The 15531-nt window shown below is 73.5% G+C and carries 16 protein-coding genes and 2 pseudogenes; 9 read left to right on the top strand and 9 right to left on the bottom strand.

Annotated features, from left to right (window positions below):
- Position 1: 1 nt before the first annotated feature.
- Positions 2-322 (bottom strand): hypothetical protein, encoded by a 321-nt coding sequence (locus ACIRQ9_RS31225; RefSeq protein WP_404180915.1) that lies wholly within the window; start codon positions 320-322, stop codon positions 2-4.
- A gap of 239 nt (positions 323-561) precedes the next feature.
- On the opposite strand from ACIRQ9_RS31225, the gene ACIRQ9_RS31220 reads away from it, so the two are divergent.
- On the top strand, positions 562-1620 hold the full coding sequence (locus ACIRQ9_RS31220) for a PucR family transcriptional regulator (protein WP_404180912.1): 1059 nt from the start codon (positions 562-564) through the stop codon (positions 1618-1620).
- A gap of 115 nt (positions 1621-1735) precedes the next feature.
- Here ACIRQ9_RS31220 and ACIRQ9_RS31215 read toward each other — a convergent pair whose 3' ends face one another.
- The 3 genes from ACIRQ9_RS31215 to ACIRQ9_RS31205 form a co-directional block, all read right to left on the bottom strand.
- Positions 1736-2383 (bottom strand): superoxide dismutase, encoded by a 648-nt coding sequence (locus ACIRQ9_RS31215; protein ID WP_404180910.1) that lies wholly within the window; start codon positions 2381-2383, stop codon positions 1736-1738.
- Between the two features lie 166 nt (positions 2384-2549).
- The gene (locus tag ACIRQ9_RS31210) at positions 2550-4220 is read right to left on the bottom strand and encodes a glycoside hydrolase family 76 protein (RefSeq protein ID WP_404181005.1); all 1671 of its coding nucleotides are present in this window, start codon (positions 4218-4220) and stop codon (positions 2550-2552) included.
- 395 nt (positions 4221-4615) lie between these two features.
- Positions 4616-4951, bottom strand: coding sequence for a hypothetical protein (locus ACIRQ9_RS31205; RefSeq protein WP_404180907.1), 336 nt, complete (start codon positions 4949-4951; stop codon positions 4616-4618).
- 419 nt (positions 4952-5370) lie between these two features.
- On the opposite strand from ACIRQ9_RS31205, the pseudogene ACIRQ9_RS31200 reads away from it, so the two are divergent.
- The 3 genes and pseudogenes from ACIRQ9_RS31200 to ACIRQ9_RS31190 all read left to right on the top strand — a co-directional run bounded on the left by ACIRQ9_RS31200 (position 5371) and on the right by ACIRQ9_RS31190 (position 8681).
- Positions 5371-6328: pseudogene (locus tag ACIRQ9_RS31200) on the top strand (phosphotransferase family protein).
- A 354-nt stretch (positions 6329-6682) separates the two neighbouring features.
- On the top strand, positions 6683-7762 hold the full coding sequence (locus tag ACIRQ9_RS31195) for an NlpC/P60 family protein (RefSeq protein ID WP_404180904.1): 1080 nt from the start codon (positions 6683-6685) through the stop codon (positions 7760-7762).
- A 4-nt stretch (positions 7763-7766) separates the two neighbouring features.
- A complete protein-coding gene (locus ACIRQ9_RS31190; RefSeq protein WP_404180901.1) occupies positions 7767-8681 on the top strand; it encodes a hypothetical protein in 915 nt (304 codons plus the stop codon).
- A 176-nt stretch (positions 8682-8857) separates the two neighbouring features.
- On the opposite strand, the gene ACIRQ9_RS31185 is transcribed toward ACIRQ9_RS31190, so the two are convergent.
- Entirely contained in the window at positions 8858-9547 is a 690-nt protein-coding gene (locus tag ACIRQ9_RS31185) for a M24 family metallopeptidase (RefSeq protein ID WP_404180898.1), read from the bottom strand.
- Between the two features lie 224 nt (positions 9548-9771).
- Here ACIRQ9_RS31185 and ACIRQ9_RS31180 point away from each other — a divergent pair, with 224 nt between their 5' ends.
- Positions 9772-10191 carry a molybdopterin-binding protein gene (locus ACIRQ9_RS31180; RefSeq protein WP_404180895.1) on the top strand — a complete coding sequence of 140 codons (420 nt, stop codon included), beginning with the start codon at positions 9772-9774 and terminating at the stop codon, positions 10189-10191.
- Between the two features lie 114 nt (positions 10192-10305).
- Positions 10306-10449, top strand: a pseudogene (locus ACIRQ9_RS31175) (sulfite oxidase-like oxidoreductase); the annotation flags it as partial.
- Between the two features lie 24 nt (positions 10450-10473).
- Here ACIRQ9_RS31175 and ACIRQ9_RS31170 read toward each other — a convergent pair.
- Both ACIRQ9_RS31170 and ACIRQ9_RS31165 read right to left on the bottom strand, forming a co-directional pair.
- Positions 10474-10749 (bottom strand): hypothetical protein, encoded by a 276-nt coding sequence (locus ACIRQ9_RS31170; RefSeq protein ID WP_404180892.1) that lies wholly within the window; start codon positions 10747-10749, stop codon positions 10474-10476.
- Between the two features lie 95 nt (positions 10750-10844).
- Positions 10845-11366 (bottom strand): winged helix-turn-helix transcriptional regulator, encoded by a 522-nt coding sequence (locus ACIRQ9_RS31165; protein ID WP_404180889.1) that lies wholly within the window; start codon positions 11364-11366, stop codon positions 10845-10847.
- A 96-nt stretch (positions 11367-11462) separates the two neighbouring features.
- Between ACIRQ9_RS31165 and ACIRQ9_RS31160 the strand changes: the two genes are divergently transcribed.
- Positions 11463-12920 carry an MFS transporter gene (locus tag ACIRQ9_RS31160; RefSeq protein ID WP_404180886.1) on the top strand — a complete coding sequence of 486 codons (1458 nt, stop codon included), beginning with the start codon at positions 11463-11465 and terminating at the stop codon, positions 12918-12920.
- Between the two features lie 101 nt (positions 12921-13021).
- On the opposite strand, the gene ACIRQ9_RS31155 is transcribed toward ACIRQ9_RS31160, so the two are convergent.
- Complete coding sequence (locus ACIRQ9_RS31155) at positions 13022-13519, bottom strand: PaaI family thioesterase (RefSeq protein ID WP_404180883.1); 498 nt, start codon at positions 13517-13519, stop codon at positions 13022-13024.
- Between the two features lie 92 nt (positions 13520-13611).
- Here ACIRQ9_RS31155 and ACIRQ9_RS31150 point away from each other — a divergent pair, with 92 nt between their 5' ends.
- Positions 13612-14082 (top strand): winged helix-turn-helix transcriptional regulator, encoded by a 471-nt coding sequence (locus ACIRQ9_RS31150; protein ID WP_404180880.1) that lies wholly within the window; start codon positions 13612-13614, stop codon positions 14080-14082.
- A 111-nt stretch (positions 14083-14193) separates the two neighbouring features.
- Positions 14194-15018, top strand: coding sequence for a hypothetical protein (locus ACIRQ9_RS31145; protein ID WP_404180877.1), 825 nt, complete (start codon positions 14194-14196; stop codon positions 15016-15018).
- A 10-nt stretch (positions 15019-15028) separates the two neighbouring features.
- Here the strand turns inward: ACIRQ9_RS31145 and ACIRQ9_RS31140 are convergent, their stop codons facing one another.
- Positions 15029-15520 (bottom strand): cupin domain-containing protein, encoded by a 492-nt coding sequence (locus ACIRQ9_RS31140; RefSeq protein WP_404180874.1) that lies wholly within the window; start codon positions 15518-15520, stop codon positions 15029-15031.
- Between the last annotated feature and the right edge of the window lie 11 nt (positions 15521-15531).

Below are 15531 nucleotides of genomic sequence, written 5' to 3'. Positions count from 1 at the left end.
CTCAGGCGGCGCGGGCCCGTGACGGGGCCTGGGCCACCCCGGGTTCGTCCGGCTCGTCCGGTTCGTCCGGGAGCGCGAGGGACCTGGCCGGCGGCCCGGCGGCACGGCCCGGCGGTCCGGCCGGGACACGCGGTCCGGCTGCCGGGGCAGCGGGGGTCCGGCCGGGCGGCGCGGGGCGCGCGAGGGCGGCCGTCACGGGCGTCCCGTCCGCGCGCCGCGCCGGTGGCGCCGCGTCCGCGTCGAGGCGGCCGGCACCGGCCGGAAGCTCAAGCGCCGTGCGGTCGGCGGACGGCAGGGCGGTGGCCACCAGAGACGTCCGCATCCCCTGCCCCCTCCCGGCCCGTGCCGCTGCTGTCCGTGGGGGCGCGGGACGGCTCCGGTTCCGGCGCGGGCACCTGCCGGTGTCCGGCACCGGAACCGTCCGTCGTGCTCCCCTTCGGCCATGCTCCACGATCATCACCGGCCCGCGCATTGCCGCTGTCCGGCAATGTTCACTAGGGTCAGCGTGCCGGTGACCGTCAAGAAACCGTCAGCGGCGCGTCAGGACGGCGGGGGGACGACGTGACGGACAGGCCCGCACCCGAGCGGTATCTCGACGGCTACGACCGCATACTGGCCGAGGTGTCGGCCACCGGCCGGCGCCTGACCCGAAAGGAGCTCGCCTCCCGGCGCGCCCTCGGCGAACAGGCGGCCACGGCGGGGCACGGGCTGCGCACCCTGGTCAGCGCGCACCTCACGGCGGCCCGCACGGCCTGGCCGGCCGGCACCGGATCCGCCGACGAGGCGCTCGTCGCCGTCCAGCAGGTCGTGGACGCCTTCACCGAGGGCTTCGAGCGTGCCCAGCTGCTCGCCGTGCGCCAGGAGGAGGCGGCCCGGCGGGAGTTCATCGACGACCTGTTGTACGGCCGCAGCAACCTGGGCCGCCTCGCCGAACGCGCCGAGCGGTTCGGCCTGCGCCTCTCCCGCGCCCACGCGGTGGCGGTCGCGGAGGGTACCGACGCCTACGGTGAGGGCGACCCCGTGCCCCGGCAGGTGGAGCGGGCCGTCATCGGGCGGTTCGGCGACCGCAGCGTCCTGCTCACCACCAAGGGCGGCCGGCTGGTGTGCGTCGCGCCCGGCCACCAGGCCGACGTGCTCGCCCACTTCGCCAAGCAGGCGCACGCCGCCACCGGGGGCGGCCGGGTCGCGATCGGCCGCCCGCAGCCCGGCCCCGGAGGAGTCGTCCAGTCGTACGAGGAGGCGCTCAACGCCCTCGAACTCGCCGCGCGGCTCGGCCTCGACGACCCCGTCCTGCGCGCCGCCGACCTGCTCGTCTACCCCGTCCTCACCCGTGACCGGCAGGCCATGGCGGACCTCGTCCTGGACGTCCTGGGCCCGCTGACCACGGCGCGCGGCGGCGCCCAGCCCCTTCTGGACACCCTCACCGCCTACTTCGACTGCGGCTGCGTGGCGACCGAGGCGGCCCGCAGGCTGTCCCTGAGCGTGCGTGCCCTGACGTACCGCCTGGACCGCATCCACCAGCTCACCGGCGCCGACCCGGCCGATCCGGCCCACCGCTACGCGCTCCAGACCGCGGTGATCGGCGCGCGTCTGCTGGACTGGCCCGCCACCGCCCTGTGACGCCCGCCGCGCACAGGAACGCTCCCGCGGGCATCCGGCCCACGGGAGCGTTCCCTTGTACCGCCTGCCGCGCGAAGGGTGAGAAGACGATCACGAGGCAGGACGTCGCGATGGCTCAGGGAGCCAGCAGCAGCACATCCGCGCGGGACGTGGCGGCCTCGTAACGGCGGGCCACGTCCTGCCAGTTGACGACGGCCCACATGGCGTCGATGAAGTCGACCTTCTGGTTCTTGTACTGAAGGTAGAAGGCGTGCTCCCAGGCGTCGAAGACCAGCACCGGCACCGAGCCCTGGCCGACGTTGCCCTGGTGGTCGTAGACCTGCTCGACGACCAGCCGTCCGCTCAGCGGCTCGTAGGCGAGGACACCCCAGCCGGAGCCCTGGGTGGTCGCCGCCGCCTTGGTCAACTGGGCCTTGAAGCCGGCGAAGGAACCGAAGGACTCGGTGATCGCGTCGGCCAGGTCGCCCACGCCGTCGGCGGCCAGCGGCTCGCCGCCGCCGTCCTTCGGGCCGGTCATGTTCTGCCAGTAGATGCTGTGCAGGATGTGGCCGGACAGGTGGAAGGCCAGGTTCTTCTCCAGGCCGTTGATCGAGCCCCAGGTCTCCTTGTCCCGCGCCTGGGCCAACTGCTCCAGGGTGTCGTTGGCGCCCTTGACGTACGCGGCGTGGTGCTTGTCGTGGTGCAGCTCGATGATCTCGGGGCTGATGACCGGGGCGAGCGCCGCGTAGTCGTACGGAAGCTCCGGGAGCGTGTACACCGGCATGTCCAACGTCCTCCGACTTAATTGCGAATGATGTGCAGCTGCACGCTATCAGCAATAAGAGTCCCTGCCGAGGAGGCGTCCCGGACGCGGGTGACGTGGACGGCGGATTCCGCTCCGGTCCCGCGACCGGGACCGGAGCGGCGGTGCTGACGGCCTGGACGGCGGTTCAGCCGGCGGCCGTGAGCGCTTCGAGGGCGCCGGCCTGGGTCCGCCAGTCGGTCTGGTTGGGAGCGGTGCCGGCCCAGCGCTCGCCGAGCGCGTTCAGGGAGGTGCGGTCCCGCGCCCAGAGGGTGTCCGCCTGCTTCTGGAGGTAACCGCGGTACGCGGCCGCCCCGGTGGCGGAGGCCAGGTCGGCGAGGTGGCGCACGAAGATGCCCTTGAACTGCTTCTGGTTGTCGTCGCAGGACGCCGAGCCGACGTCGCAGGACTCGGTGAGCACACCGCCGACGGTCAGCGGCGAGCCTGCGATCGCGGCGTCGGCGAGGGTCCGCGCGGTGGCCAGCAGGGAGCCGTCACCGGTCGACCGCCACAGTTCGGTGAACCCGCCGATGGCCAGGCCCTGGTTGTAACTCCACACCGTGGAACCGTTGTTGGCGCACGACGAGGTGAGTCCGTCGTTGACCAGCCCCGACGACCCGATCATCCCGCTGGCCTTGTACCAGGCCGCCGACGTCTTCGCCCGCTGGAGCCAGACGGTGTCGCCCGGCAGCCGCTGGTGCAGTGCGGTGGTCAGCCACAGGTACTGGCCGTTCGTCACCGCGTTCTTGTAGGTCCGCTCCCGGTCCCACCACACGCCACCGCCGCAGGTGCCGGTGTCCCAGTACTGCTGGACGTAGTCGGCGATGGTGACCGCCTCGTCGAGATAGCGGGCGTCGTGGGTGTAGTCGTACGCGTCGATCCAGGCGATCGCCCACCAGGCCGAGTCGTCCACGGCGCGGCTGATGAAGTCGCCCTCGATCGCGTCCGAGCTGCGCGCGCCCGCGGCGAAGACCCCCCTGTTGCGGTCGAAGGTGCGCGCGATGACCCAGTCGTAGTCGTGCGTGCCGGACGCCCGCGCGAAGTCGACGAGGGAGGTGAGGGTGGCGGCCGAGTTCCACCAACTGCTGGGCCACCAGCCGTTGTAGGGGTCGTAGGACGCCATCAGCGTGTCGGCCGCCGCGCGCGCCCTGGTCGGTGCGGGCCTGACCCACGCGGTGCAGCTGCCCTCGTTGTGGCTCGCCTCCCGGCCGCAGGCCCGGACCGCGCCGCCGTAGAGGAGGCCGCGCGGGTCGCGGGTGGCGTACATCGCGGTGCGGGTGCCACCGGCTCCGGAGGGGGTCGCGGTACGGCCGAGGGAGGAGCCGTCGGGCCAGGTCGAGCCGCCGTCCCAGGAGCGGTCCAGCCAGATCTCGTCACCGGCGCCGCCGCCCTCGACGCTCGCCCAGGCCGCGGAGTTCTTCTGGTCGACGTGGAGCCGGATCGTGCGGCCGTACAGGGTGGTGGACGGGACCGGCTGGTCGTCGCCGGCCGCGCGGTCCGCGCCGGTGCCGTCGCAGAGGGTGTCGCAGACGGTGGGGTAGACCCAGTTCGTGCAGCCGACGCCCGCCGCGTCACCGCAGGCCCGGACCAGGCCCCGGCGGTGGCCGCGGGGATCGGTGATGTTGTACATCAGCGTCCGGGTGCCGGTCCAGGTTCCCGGGATGCTCGCCTTGCCGAGCAGTCCCTCCCAGGTGGCGCCGCCGTCCCAGGAACGGTCCAGCCACACCGAGTCCCCGGTCACGCCGCCGTCGATGCTGGCCCAGGCCATGTCGTCGGCGTCCGAGACGTGGAGTCTGAGGCGGCGGCCGCTCAGGTCCATGTCCGGCACGGGGAAGGTCTCCTGCCGGGCCTGCGAGGGGTCCAGGGTGTCGCAGGCCAGGACGCAGACCTGGGTGGCGGCGGCCGCGGGCGGCGCGGCCGGGACCAGGACGGCGAACGCGAGTGCGACCGCCGCGAGGAGACTCGGCAGGCGTAGGGTGACAACGATGTCTGAGCTGCGTGAGGACACCGGGACTCGCCTCGATTCACGGTGAGGGACGACGGTCGGCGCGTGTGACGGGGCGGGGCTCCCGCGGAGCCGGGCCGGGTTCGAGCACTGGTCCATACCTGTCTGCGAGGCAGTGAACCGACTTGGCGAGTCCCTGTCAATAGCGTGGGAGGGTCCGGTCGTCCGCGAGCCGGGAGGCCCGCGCGGGGCGCGCGGGGTCCGCCGGGTCACTCGGGGTGGGCCACCGCCTCCCGCTGGAGTTGCACCGCCGCGAGCAGACTGAGCGTCGGCTCCGCCTGCCGCAGCGCCTTCACGGCGGCGACGGACGTGATGTCCCCGGTGAATCCGGTGGCGGCCAGCCGGGCGCGGACCCAGCGAGCGCGTAGCAGGGACTCGGTGTCCGAGGCGGTGGACCGCACGAGCGCGGCGGCGCGTTCCAGGCCCGGGCGCTCCTCGGGCGAGGCGTCCGCCAGCGCCTCGCGCAGGGCGGCCGCGACCACGTCCGCGTCGCGGATGGTCAGCACGAAGGTGTTCTTCTTGCTCAGTCCCGTGATTCCTGTCATGAGGACCAGCCTGACGGCCGTCCCCCGGCCCACCAAGCGACTTGAGGAGCCTCAGAGGTGCGGGCTCCGCCGCCGGACGGCGTCCTGGCGTGCGCCGGGGTCCGGCCGGTGCCGGGGCCCACCGCAAGACGGCATCACGGCGCGAGCCGGGATCCCGCCCGCGCCGGAGCCCACCGCAAGACGGCATCACGGCGCGAGCCGGGATCCCGCCCGCGCCGGAGCCCACCGCGAGAGGGGATCCTGGCGCGAGCCGGGGTCCCGCCGGTGCCGGGCCCCGGCCGGCGCCGAGGCCCGGCCGGTGCCGAGGCCCGCCCGGCAGTGCCGGCCGCCCGGCACTGCGCCCACCCGGTGCCCCCGCGGGCGGTCTCTTTCGGCCAAAGACTTTGCGCGGGTGGTCGTTCCGGTGCTGGGGTGGCGGGATGACCGAGCACGATGAGGCGGCGGGTGTCCGGCCGCGGACCCTGGCCTGGGTGAACCGGCAGCTGGAGGACGGTGAGCGGATCGTCGGGACCGAGACGCTGCACGGCGGCATCACCGCCGAGATGCGGCGGCTGACCGTCGGCAGCCGGGGCGGCGGCACCCGCGACCTGGTCCTGCGGACCTTCACCGACCCGGCGTTCGCCGCGCACGCGCAGGACATGCTCCGCCGGGAGGCCCGCGCCCTCGACGTCCTCGCCGCGACCGGCGTACCGGCTCCGGGCGGGGTCGCGGCCGACCCGGCCGGCGCGCACTGCGAGTTCCCTGCTGATGACGCACCTGCCGGGCCGGACCGTCATGGACGACCGGGGACTCGAGGAGCGCCTGCCGCTGCTGGCCCGTCAGCTCGTCGCCGTCCACGCGGTGCGGCCCGCCGAACGCCCGCCGGTGTTCGAGCCGTGGACGACCGCCGACGCCGTGGTCCCTCCCGACGGCGCCGACGCGGCGGCCTGGGCCGCGGCCACCGATGTGATCCGCCGGCCCGCGCCGCCCTACGAAGGGCGGTTCCTGCACCGGGACTTCCACCCCGGCAACGTGCTGTTCGACGTGCCGCCCCAGGGGCCGCACGCTCCGCGGATCTCCGGGGTCGTCGACTGGGTGGAGACCTCCTGGGGGCCCGCGGACCTCGACGTGGCGCACTGCTCCACCAACCTCGCGCTGCTGCACGGCCCGGCCTGGGGGCTGCGGTTCGCGGAGCTGTACGAGGAGGCCGGCGGGGTGCAGGCCGCGACCGCGTGGGAACGGCTCTACTGGCGGCTGCAGGACGCGCTCGCGTTCGCGCCGGCCGCGCGGTGGGCGGCCCGGCCGTGGCGGCGCGCGGGACGGACGGAACTGACGACACGGGCCGTGGAGCGGCGCCTGGACGCCTACGTGACCGCCCTGCTGGACACGCCCGCCTGAGCCGCCGGTCCGGAGCCGCCAGTGATCATTGTCTCGTGCGCCGGTCCTGACGCCCGCGCCACTCCCCCTGCGGCACCCGGACCCGCCGGTCTCCGGTCCGGGGCGAGGTCACCGAAAACCCCTGCCCCGTCCTGTCGTTGAGATCTCGGGTCCGGGTACCGGCCGGCAGGCGGCCGGTACTCGCCCGCCCCCTGTGTGCCGTGCGCGACACATGCGGGGACACAAGGGACTGCCGTTCCGGGGGAGGTACTGTGTTCGAGGCTCGAACGGTCCTCCGCGAGAAGCGCGGTGGCCACCGCGATGGGCAAGTCACCCGTCTGAGCCGCCTGCACGCGACCTCTGAAGATGGAGCCGATGAACGTGTCGACCGGCGGCAGACGGCTGCGCAGCCGTGCCGCCATAGCAGCCTTCGTCTGTGCGATCGCCTTGTTACCGGGACCGAGCTTCGCGGCCCCGGCCACACCCGATCCACGGAACGACCAGTCGATCGAGGACATCCACAACGAGCTGAACGGCCTCTACCGCGAGGCCGAGGTGGCCACCGAGGCGTACAACACCGCCGACGTGAAGGCGACCGCGCAGGAGAAGCGGCTGGCGTCGCTCCACAAGGAGCTGGCGCGCACCGAGAGCCGGCTGGACGATCTGCACACCCTGGTGGGGGTGGCCGCCCGCACGCAGTACCGCGGCGGCAACCTCGACGCGACGGGGATCCAGCTGCTGCTCGGCGACCATCCCGACCAGGCACTCGACCAGGCCGCCCAGGCCCGCCAGGCCATGCGCAACCTCGTCAACGTCTCCGAGACGCAGAAGAGCGTCCGCGCGGCACTGGACCGGCAGACCGACGCCGCCGCGGAGAAGCTTCGGGAACTGAAGGACAGCCGCGCGGACAAGGCCGAGGCGAAGGGGAAGATCGAGAAGAAGATCGCCGAGGCCGAGCGGATCGAGGCCGGACTCAAGAAGGAACAGACCCGCAAGCTGGCCCAGTTGGAGAAGGAGGAGGCGCGGGAGGCCACGGCCAAGTGGACGGGCCCCGATTCCGGCACCACCTCCGGTACCGGCTCGGGCGGCGGCGGGACGAAGGCGAGCGGCGCCGCCGCGCGGGCCGTGGACTTCGCGATGGCCCAGATCGGCAAACCGTACGTGTGGGGCGCCGTGGGCCCCTCGTCGTACGACTGCTCGGGACTCACCTCCACGGCCTGGGCGGCGGCCGGGCACCCCATACCCCGTACCTCGCAGGCGCAGTGGCAGGGGCTGACCCGGGTCAGCCTGGCCTCCGTGCAGCCCGGGGACCTGATCATCTACTACGACGCCACACACGTGGGCATGTACATAGGAGGCGGACGGGTCGTGCACGCCCCGCGACCCGGACGCACGGTCACCATCGCGCCGGCCGCCTCCATGCCCATCGTCGGTGTCGTCCGACCCGGAGTCTGAACGGATGACCTACTCGCTGACCCCCCGCAACGAGGGAAACCTGCCCGCGCTCAGCGCACCGCCGCTGATCCGGCTCGACGCCTATGTGGCCGAGGACGGGTCGACGGTGGTCAACGGCCATCTCCTGGAGATGGGCGGCACGCGGCCTCCCAACGAGGCGATACTCGACGCCATCGCCATGTTCGCCCGCACCCTGCGGGCCCCGGTGGCGGCCACCGTCATCGACCGGACCGTGCAACAGGTGGCGCGGCTGCGGGTGTACCCCGACGGCTCCAGCCGGACCATCGCCGACGAGGAGGACCTGCCGCCGGGGCGTGAGCGCACGGCCGCGGAGGAGGAGTCGTTCCCGCCGCTCGCCCGCGTCGAACGGATCATCCAGCACGCGCAGCGCCAGGAGCTGCACGCAGCGTTCGTGCTGGCCAGCGCGTTGCGCGAGCACCTCACGCTGCGCCGGGGCGCGGAGGACGAACTCTCCCTGGAGGCGCGGGCGATCGAGGCGTACCTGGCCTACCAGCGCGGCGACTACATGCTCTCCACGGTGCTCGCGCTGACCGTCGCCCGCATCCGCTGCCGTACCGATCTGAACCGGGCCGCGCCCGAGGTGGCCCGTGCCACGGCGGCCTGGCAGCGGCTGGACGACGAGGGCCAGGTCGCCACCCGCGGACAGGAGTTGCTGCACATGTGGGAACACCTGTCCACGGGCGGTGTGCTGCTGGAGCCGTCCCACCAGGCGATGGCGAAGGCCGTCCGGAGCCGGCTCGGCCGGGGCGGCCGGTCCGTGCCCGCCGCTCCGGCCGCGGCACCGGCCCTGACCACCGGGCAGGATCCGGTCGCTCCCGAGGACAAGCCCCTCAAGCCGACCCGGCGGGGGCTCAGCCGCTTCACCCGGTGGCCGGGCCGGTCCACCGAGTCGTCCTAGACCGGGGCGGCCGGGCGGGGCCAGGAGCCGATGAACCGCGACTTCGACGCGCTCGCCGCCGACGGGCACCGCTGACGGGCGAGCGGTGCGGCCGAGGTCTCGGTCCCCGCGTGCCTGGGCGCCGTGTCCCTGGGCCTGGGCCCGCGGTAGCCGCGCGCCCCCGGCGCGGGGCCGGGTCAGAGGGTGAGCAGTTCCTCGTGGAAGCCGCCGAACTCCCGCTCGCGGTCGACGAGGTGGATCTCCAGGATCCAGTGGCAGATACGGCCCGCCTTGTCGGTGCGGCGCAGCGGGGTGTCGTTGGCGGGCGCGATGTACGACTCGGTGTCCGCGCCGTCGATCTTCTCGTGCGGGAACTCGCCGACCAGGTGGCCGGCGTGCCAGCCGCCCAGCTGCCAGCCGGCCTCCGCGGCCAGCCGCTCCACCTCGGCGTGGAGCTGCTTCCCGGTGATCCGCGGGTCGGCCTCGAAGAACCGCCGGCCGGCGGCGAAGACCTCCGGCAGGTCGTCCCGCAGCTTTCGTTTGACCGGGTCGTCGCCGAGTACGAAGGTCCGCCCGAAGTCGGCCTCGTACTCCTCGAAGATCGGCCCGAAGTCGGCGAACACGATGTCGTCCGTGCCGATCACGCGGTCGGGCGGGTTCTCCCGGTACGGCTTGAGGGTGTTCGGGCCCGAGCGCACGATCCGCTTGTGCCAGTGCCGGGTCGTACCGAAGAGTTCGTTCGCCAGGTCGCGGACGCGGTCGCTGACCGCCCGCTCCCCCTGGCCCGGCTCCACCAGGTGCCGCCGCTCGATCTCGGCGAAGAGCCGCTCGGCCTTCGCCTGGGCTTCCAGCAGCCGGGCGGCCCGGGTGGATTCGTCATCAGCCATGACAGGGAACGTAGGTTCGGCCGCACCGGTGAGTCAAACACATTGGGCCCCGGCCCGCCGCGCCGCCCGTCCCTGATCTGCCAGGGCCGGGCGCGGAGACGGAGGGCGGAGGCGAGCAGGGCGCGCCGGAGGTCACGGAAGCGGCTAGTTTGTGGTCCGGCGGTCCCGCACATCGTGACAATTCACCCCTGTCCCTCTTCTCCCCGTCTGTGAGGCGCCTCGTCATGAGCCTGAGCATCCGCAACCAGATCCCCGGCACCGTCACCTCCGTGACCCAGGGGGAGGTGATGGCGACCGTGAGGCTGCGGCTGGACGGCGGCCAGGACCTCACCGCCGCGATCACCGTGGAGGCGGTCGAGGACCTGGGGCTGGCCGAGGGGTCGGCCGTCCGGGCGATGATGAAGGCGACCGAGGTGGCCCTGGCCACCGGCCCGGTGACGGGCCTGTCCATCCGCAACCGGCTGCCCGGCACGGTCAGCGACGTGGCCGTGGGCGGGGCGATGGCGACGGTCAAGGTGGCCGTCGACGGAGGTGAGCTGACCTCGGCCGTCACCAAGGACGCGGTGACCGACCTCGGCCTGGCACCCGGCTCGCCGGTCGTGGCCCTGATCAAGTCGACCGAGGTCTCCCTCGCGTCCGTGTGACCTCGCGGGCGGTGCGGACCGGCCCGGAGCACGACGGGAGGGCCCGGCCGCGGGCGCGCACCGCGCCCCGGTCCGGCCCTCCGCCGTGTGAGCGCCTACGCCCACGGGGAACGGCTGCGCGGCATCGAGTACATGACCGCCGACCGGCGCGGATTCTGGGAGGAACGCCGCTACCACACCGTCGCCGACGCCTGGCGGCAGCAGCGCTGGTCCTACCAGGAGGCGGAGACCGACGGGCCGGCTCCCGCCGCACCGTAGCCGCCCGGCCGGGACGGGCCGGGCTCAGGCGGTGCGGCCGACCGCCAGGCGCAGCGCCTCGGCGACCGCGTACGAAAGGTCGCCGGCCGGGAACAGCACGCCGCGGACCGGCCGTTCGGCGTCGACGACCAGGATCAGGCGCTTGTGGCGCAGTCGTCCCGCGCCACGGAAGGCGGGCAGCCGCAGGGCCGCCGCCAGCCCGTGGTCCGCGTCCGAGAGCCACGGGTGGGGAATCCCTCCCGCACGGGCGAACTCAGACTGTTCGTAAGGGATTTGAGTGCTGATTCCACGCAGTGCCACGCCCGCCGCGCGAACGTCGGGCCAGGCGTCGCGGACGGGAGGCCCTGGGGCCGCGTCGCCGACCCGACGCGGAGGAGGGCGCGGGCGCGGCGGGGTCAGGGGCGCGGGAATCCCGGCATCAGGGACAGGGACTGCGGGGTGATCTCACCCTCGCAGTGCCCGCACCCGGACTCCATCCGCAGCGGGTGGCCGCACTCGTGCCGGAAGGCGACGGCCGGGGTGTCCACCGCCCACCGGTCGCCCCATTGCAGCAGGCCGATCAGCACGGGGAACAACTCCTGTCCCGCCTGCGTCAGGTGGTACTCGTGGCGGGGCGGGTGCTCGCTGTACTGGCGCCGCTCGATCACGCCCGCCGCTTCGAGCTTGCGCAGCCGGTCGGCGAGGATGTCGCGCGGGGCTCCGGTGAAGCCGGCGATCTTCGCGAACCGGTGCACGCCGTACGCCATCTCGCGCAGCGCGAGCAGCGACCAGCGCTCGCCGACGATCTGCAGCGCGGCGGCGATCGAGCAGGGCCGCACCCCCACCGGCGCGCCCGCCATCACCGAGGGCAGCGGCTTGACGGCCGTCCCGGCGCTGCCCGTGTCCGACTCCCCGGCCTGCTGTGGCTGTACGTCCATGGGCCCACGTTACCTCCGGTCAGTTGTGTTTCACGACCCACTCGGGATAGCGTCACGATCAGTAGGTAGGAAAATCCAACTCACTGAGGGGATGACATGGCCGTACCCGAGGGGGCCGCCACCTCCGCACCCGCCGGACCGCCGACGGCCACGGAGCCGGTCCAGGACGCGGCCGCCCGCCGGCACGCGCTCCGGGTGCTGGTGCTCAGCAGCCTCGGCGCGTTCGTGGTGTTCCTGGACACCACCATCGTCAACGTCGCCTTCGAGACCATCGGGCGCAGCTTCCACGCCTCGGCGGGCCACCTGGCGTGGGTGCTCAACGCCTACAGCCTGGTCTTCGCCGCCGTCCTCATCCCGGCCGGCCGGCTCGCCGACCGCTACGGGCGCAAGCGGGTCTTCCTCATCGGGATCACCGGCTTCGCGGCGACGAGCGCCCTGTGCGGCCTGGCGCCGGACACCGGCATGCTCATCGCGGGACGGGCCCTGCAGGCGGCGTTCGCCGCCCTGGTCACCCCGACCTCGCTGTCCCTGATCCTCCCGGAGTTCCCGCCGTCCCGGCGGCCGGTGGCGATCGGCACCTGGGGCTCCATGGCCGCCGCGGCCGCCGCGCTCGGCCCGACCCTGGGCGCGCTGCTGACCCAGTACGCCTCCTGGCGCTGGATCTTCCTGGTCAACGTGCCGATCTGCGCGGTGATCGCCTTCTTCGGCGTGCGGCTGCTGCGCGAGGCCCGCGACCCGCACGCCCACGGCCTGCCCGACCCGCTCGGCGTGCTGCTGATCGCCGCGACGCCGGCCGCCCTGAGCCTCGGCATCATCGAGGGCCCGCAGTGGGGCTGGTCCGACCCGCGGGTGATCGGCGCGTTCGCGCTGGCGGCGCTGCTGATCCCGGCCTTCGTCCTGCGCGATCGCGCCGCCGCGCGGCCCGTGATGGACTTCGCGCTCTTCCGGGTGAGGCAGTTCCGGCTGGTCAACGCGGCGACCCTGCTGTTCGCCGCCGCCTTCTTCGGCATGCTGCTGAGCAACATCGTCTTCCTGCAGACGGTGTGGCACTACTCGGTGCTGCGCGCCGCCCTCGCCACCGCGCCGAGCCCGCTGGTGGTCACCGCCGTGGCCCGCACGGCCAGCCGCCTCTCGCACACCTACGGGGCACGCCGGGTGCTGACCTGCGGCGCGCTCTTCTGGACGGCCGGTCTCGCGCTCACCGCGGTCTTCGCCGGCGCCACCCCGCACTGGGCGATCCACTGGCTGCCCGCGGCGCTGCTCACCGGACTAGGTGTCGGCCTCACGCTGCCCGTCCAGTCCGGGGCCGCCGTGCAGGCGCTGCCGCCGGGCCGGTTCGCGCTGGGCTCGGCGATCAACGCGAGCCTGCGCCAGCTCGGCGCGGTCCTCGGCATCAGCCTCTTCGTCGCCGTTCTCGGCACGCCCACCGCGGCCACCGCCGTCGACTCCTTCCACCGGGTCTGGTGGGTGCTGGCCGCGCTCGGCCTGGCATCGGGCGCGCTGCTGTGGGCTCCGGGCCGCCGCGGCGCACCCGAGGAGGCGCCCGGCCGCTGAGACCGGCCGGCGACGTGGTGCCCCGGAGGCGGCCCGCTCCGGGGCACACCCGTGCCCGGCCCCGCCGGTCCACGGCGGGGCCGGGGCCGCTCCCGGGCGGCTCAGCGCGCGGGCGGCACCGGGAAGAGCATGCAGCTGCTGGTGGCGTGGGCGAGCAGCCGGTCCGTCGCGTCGACCAACTGCGCCTGCGCGAGGGCGGTCTGACGGCCCTTGTTGACCACCGTACCGATGGCGCGCACCGTGCCGGTCTCCACGGTGATGCGGCGCAGGAACTTCACGGTCAGGTCGAGCGAGGTGTACGCCATGCCCTGCGGGAGCGTGGACTGCACGGCACATCCGGCGGCCGAGTCCAGCAGGACGGCGAAGATGCCTCCGTGCACACTGCCGATCGGGTTGTAGTGCTCCTCGCCCGGCGTCAGCGAGAAGACCGCCCGCCCCGGCTCCACCTCGTCCAGGGCGAAGTCGACGGTGTGGTTGACCGGCGGCCTGGGCAGCCCGCCCGCCTGCAGCTCGCGCAAGAAGTCGATGCCGGCCATGCGTCCGGCGGCGTCCGCCAGGACCGCGGGATCGTCCCACTGATACGTACGCGTCCGTCCCACGGCACCTGCCCTCTCAGCTGACTTCTTCGAACGAAGCTAGCTTCCCGCGCAGCTGACTGTCAACGACGAAGCCAGGCCCCTACCATGGCGCCATGGAGTGGCTAGAGGCGAGCACGGAGAACTGTCCCGTCCAGCGCACGCTCGACGTGGTCGGAGAGAAATGGACGCTGCTGATCCTGCGGGACGCCGCGAACGGGGTCCGCCGCTTCGACGACTTCCACCGCCACATCGGCCTGTCGGAGGCGGTGCTCAGCGACCGGCTCCGGAAGCTGGTCGCGGCCGGCGTCCTGCGGACCGTGCCCTACCGGGAGCCCGGCAGCCGCGCCCGCAACGAGTACCGGCTGACCCGCAAGGGCTGGGACCTGTGGCCCGTCCTGGTCGCGCTCGGCCAGTGGGGCGAGACCTACACGCTCGGCCCCGGGGAGAGCCCGCCGCTGGACATCCGGCACACCGGCTGCCAGGCGCCGGTCCGCGCCGTCGTCCAGTGTTCCGCGGAGCACACCGCCCTCACCCCGTACGAGGTCACCGCCCGTCCGGGCCCGGGCGCCCGCCCACGGTCGTAGCGCACCGGCCAGCGCACACCGACCGGCCGCGCGGGGCCGCGGCGAGGCACGGCACCGGGGCGTGTCACCATCGGCGGGCCCGTGTGTGACCGTTCGCCCTGGAGATGCGCCATGCCCGCCCGCCCGAGCCTGCTGTACGTGACCGACCTCGCCTATCCGGCACGCGGGCGCCGGTACGGCGACGAGGACGTGTTCCTGACCGCCGAGCTCCGCGCGGACTTCGACCTCGCGCTGTGCCATCCACGGGACGCCCTGGCCCTGATGGACCGCTTCGACGCCGTCGTGGTCCGCAACAGCGGCCCGGTGCTCCACTACCAGGAGACCTACGAGGCCTTCCGCGACCGGGCCGCCGCGTGCGGCACCCGCGTCTACAACCCGCTGCACGGCCGGGCCGACATGGCGGGCAAGGGCTACCTGCTGGACCTGACCGAGGCCGGGCACCCGGTCATCCCGACCGTCGACCGGGCCGACCGGCTGGACCGCCTGCCCGAGAGCGAGCAGTACGCGGTCAAGCCCCGGACCGGGGCGGACTCCATAGGCCTGACCTTCGTCACCCGCGACCGGCTGGCCGGCCTCGCCTACGGCGACATCCTGGTCCAGCCGCGCATCGACTTCCGCTACGAGGTGTCCTTCTACTACGTCGACGACACCTTCCAGTACGCGCTGTACGCGCCGGACCCCGGCCACCGCTGGATCCTGGAGCCCTACGAACCCTCCGCGGCCGACCTCGACTTCGCCCGGCGGTTCATCGACTGGAACACCCTCGACCACGGCATCCAGCGGGTGGACGCCTGCCGGACCCGGCAAGGCGACCTGCTCCTGGTCGAGTTGGAGGACCTCAACCCCTACCTCTCCCTCGACCTGGTCGGCGACCGCACCCGCGAGGCGTTCGTCGGCCGCATGACCGACTCCCTCCACGCCTTCCTGGCGGCCTGACCCAAAGGGCCTAGAGGGCGTACAGGCCGGGCAGGTTGACCACGATCGCCTCCTGGGTGCTGCGCGCGATGACGACCACCGCCTCGTCGTCGGGGTCCGGGTTCTCCTCGCGGTGCGGCACGAACGGCGGGACGAAGACGTAGTCGCCGGGCGAGGTGCGCAGCCGTACCTCCTGCGGCTCCGGTCCCGAGTCGTCCAGGAAGACGAACTCCGGATGTCCGCTGACCACGTAGATCGCGGTCTCGGACTCGCCGTGGTGGTGGTCGGAGGACGCGGTGGCGGCCGCCACGTGGGTCTGGCCCATCCACAGCTTCTCGGAACCGACCGTCTTCCCGCTGACGGCGGCGAACCTGCGCATGCCGCCGGACTGCGCGGTGTCGCCGTCCAGGGAGTCGGCGCGGACGTGGTGCAGGCGGCTGCTCAGCGGCGCCGCCGGGTGGTCCGGGGTCTCGTGGAGATGCGGATGGAAGCCTTCACCGGGGGTCGTCAGCGGCTCGCTCATGCCGTGGACGC

The organism is Streptomyces sp. NPDC101237 (assembly GCF_044767465.1).
GTDB classification, from domain to species: domain Bacteria; phylum Actinomycetota; class Actinomycetes; order Streptomycetales; family Streptomycetaceae; genus Streptomyces; species Streptomyces gramineus.
The sequence above is the reverse complement of the archived record's forward strand: the minus strand, read 5'-3'. Positions and strand labels throughout refer to the sequence as shown.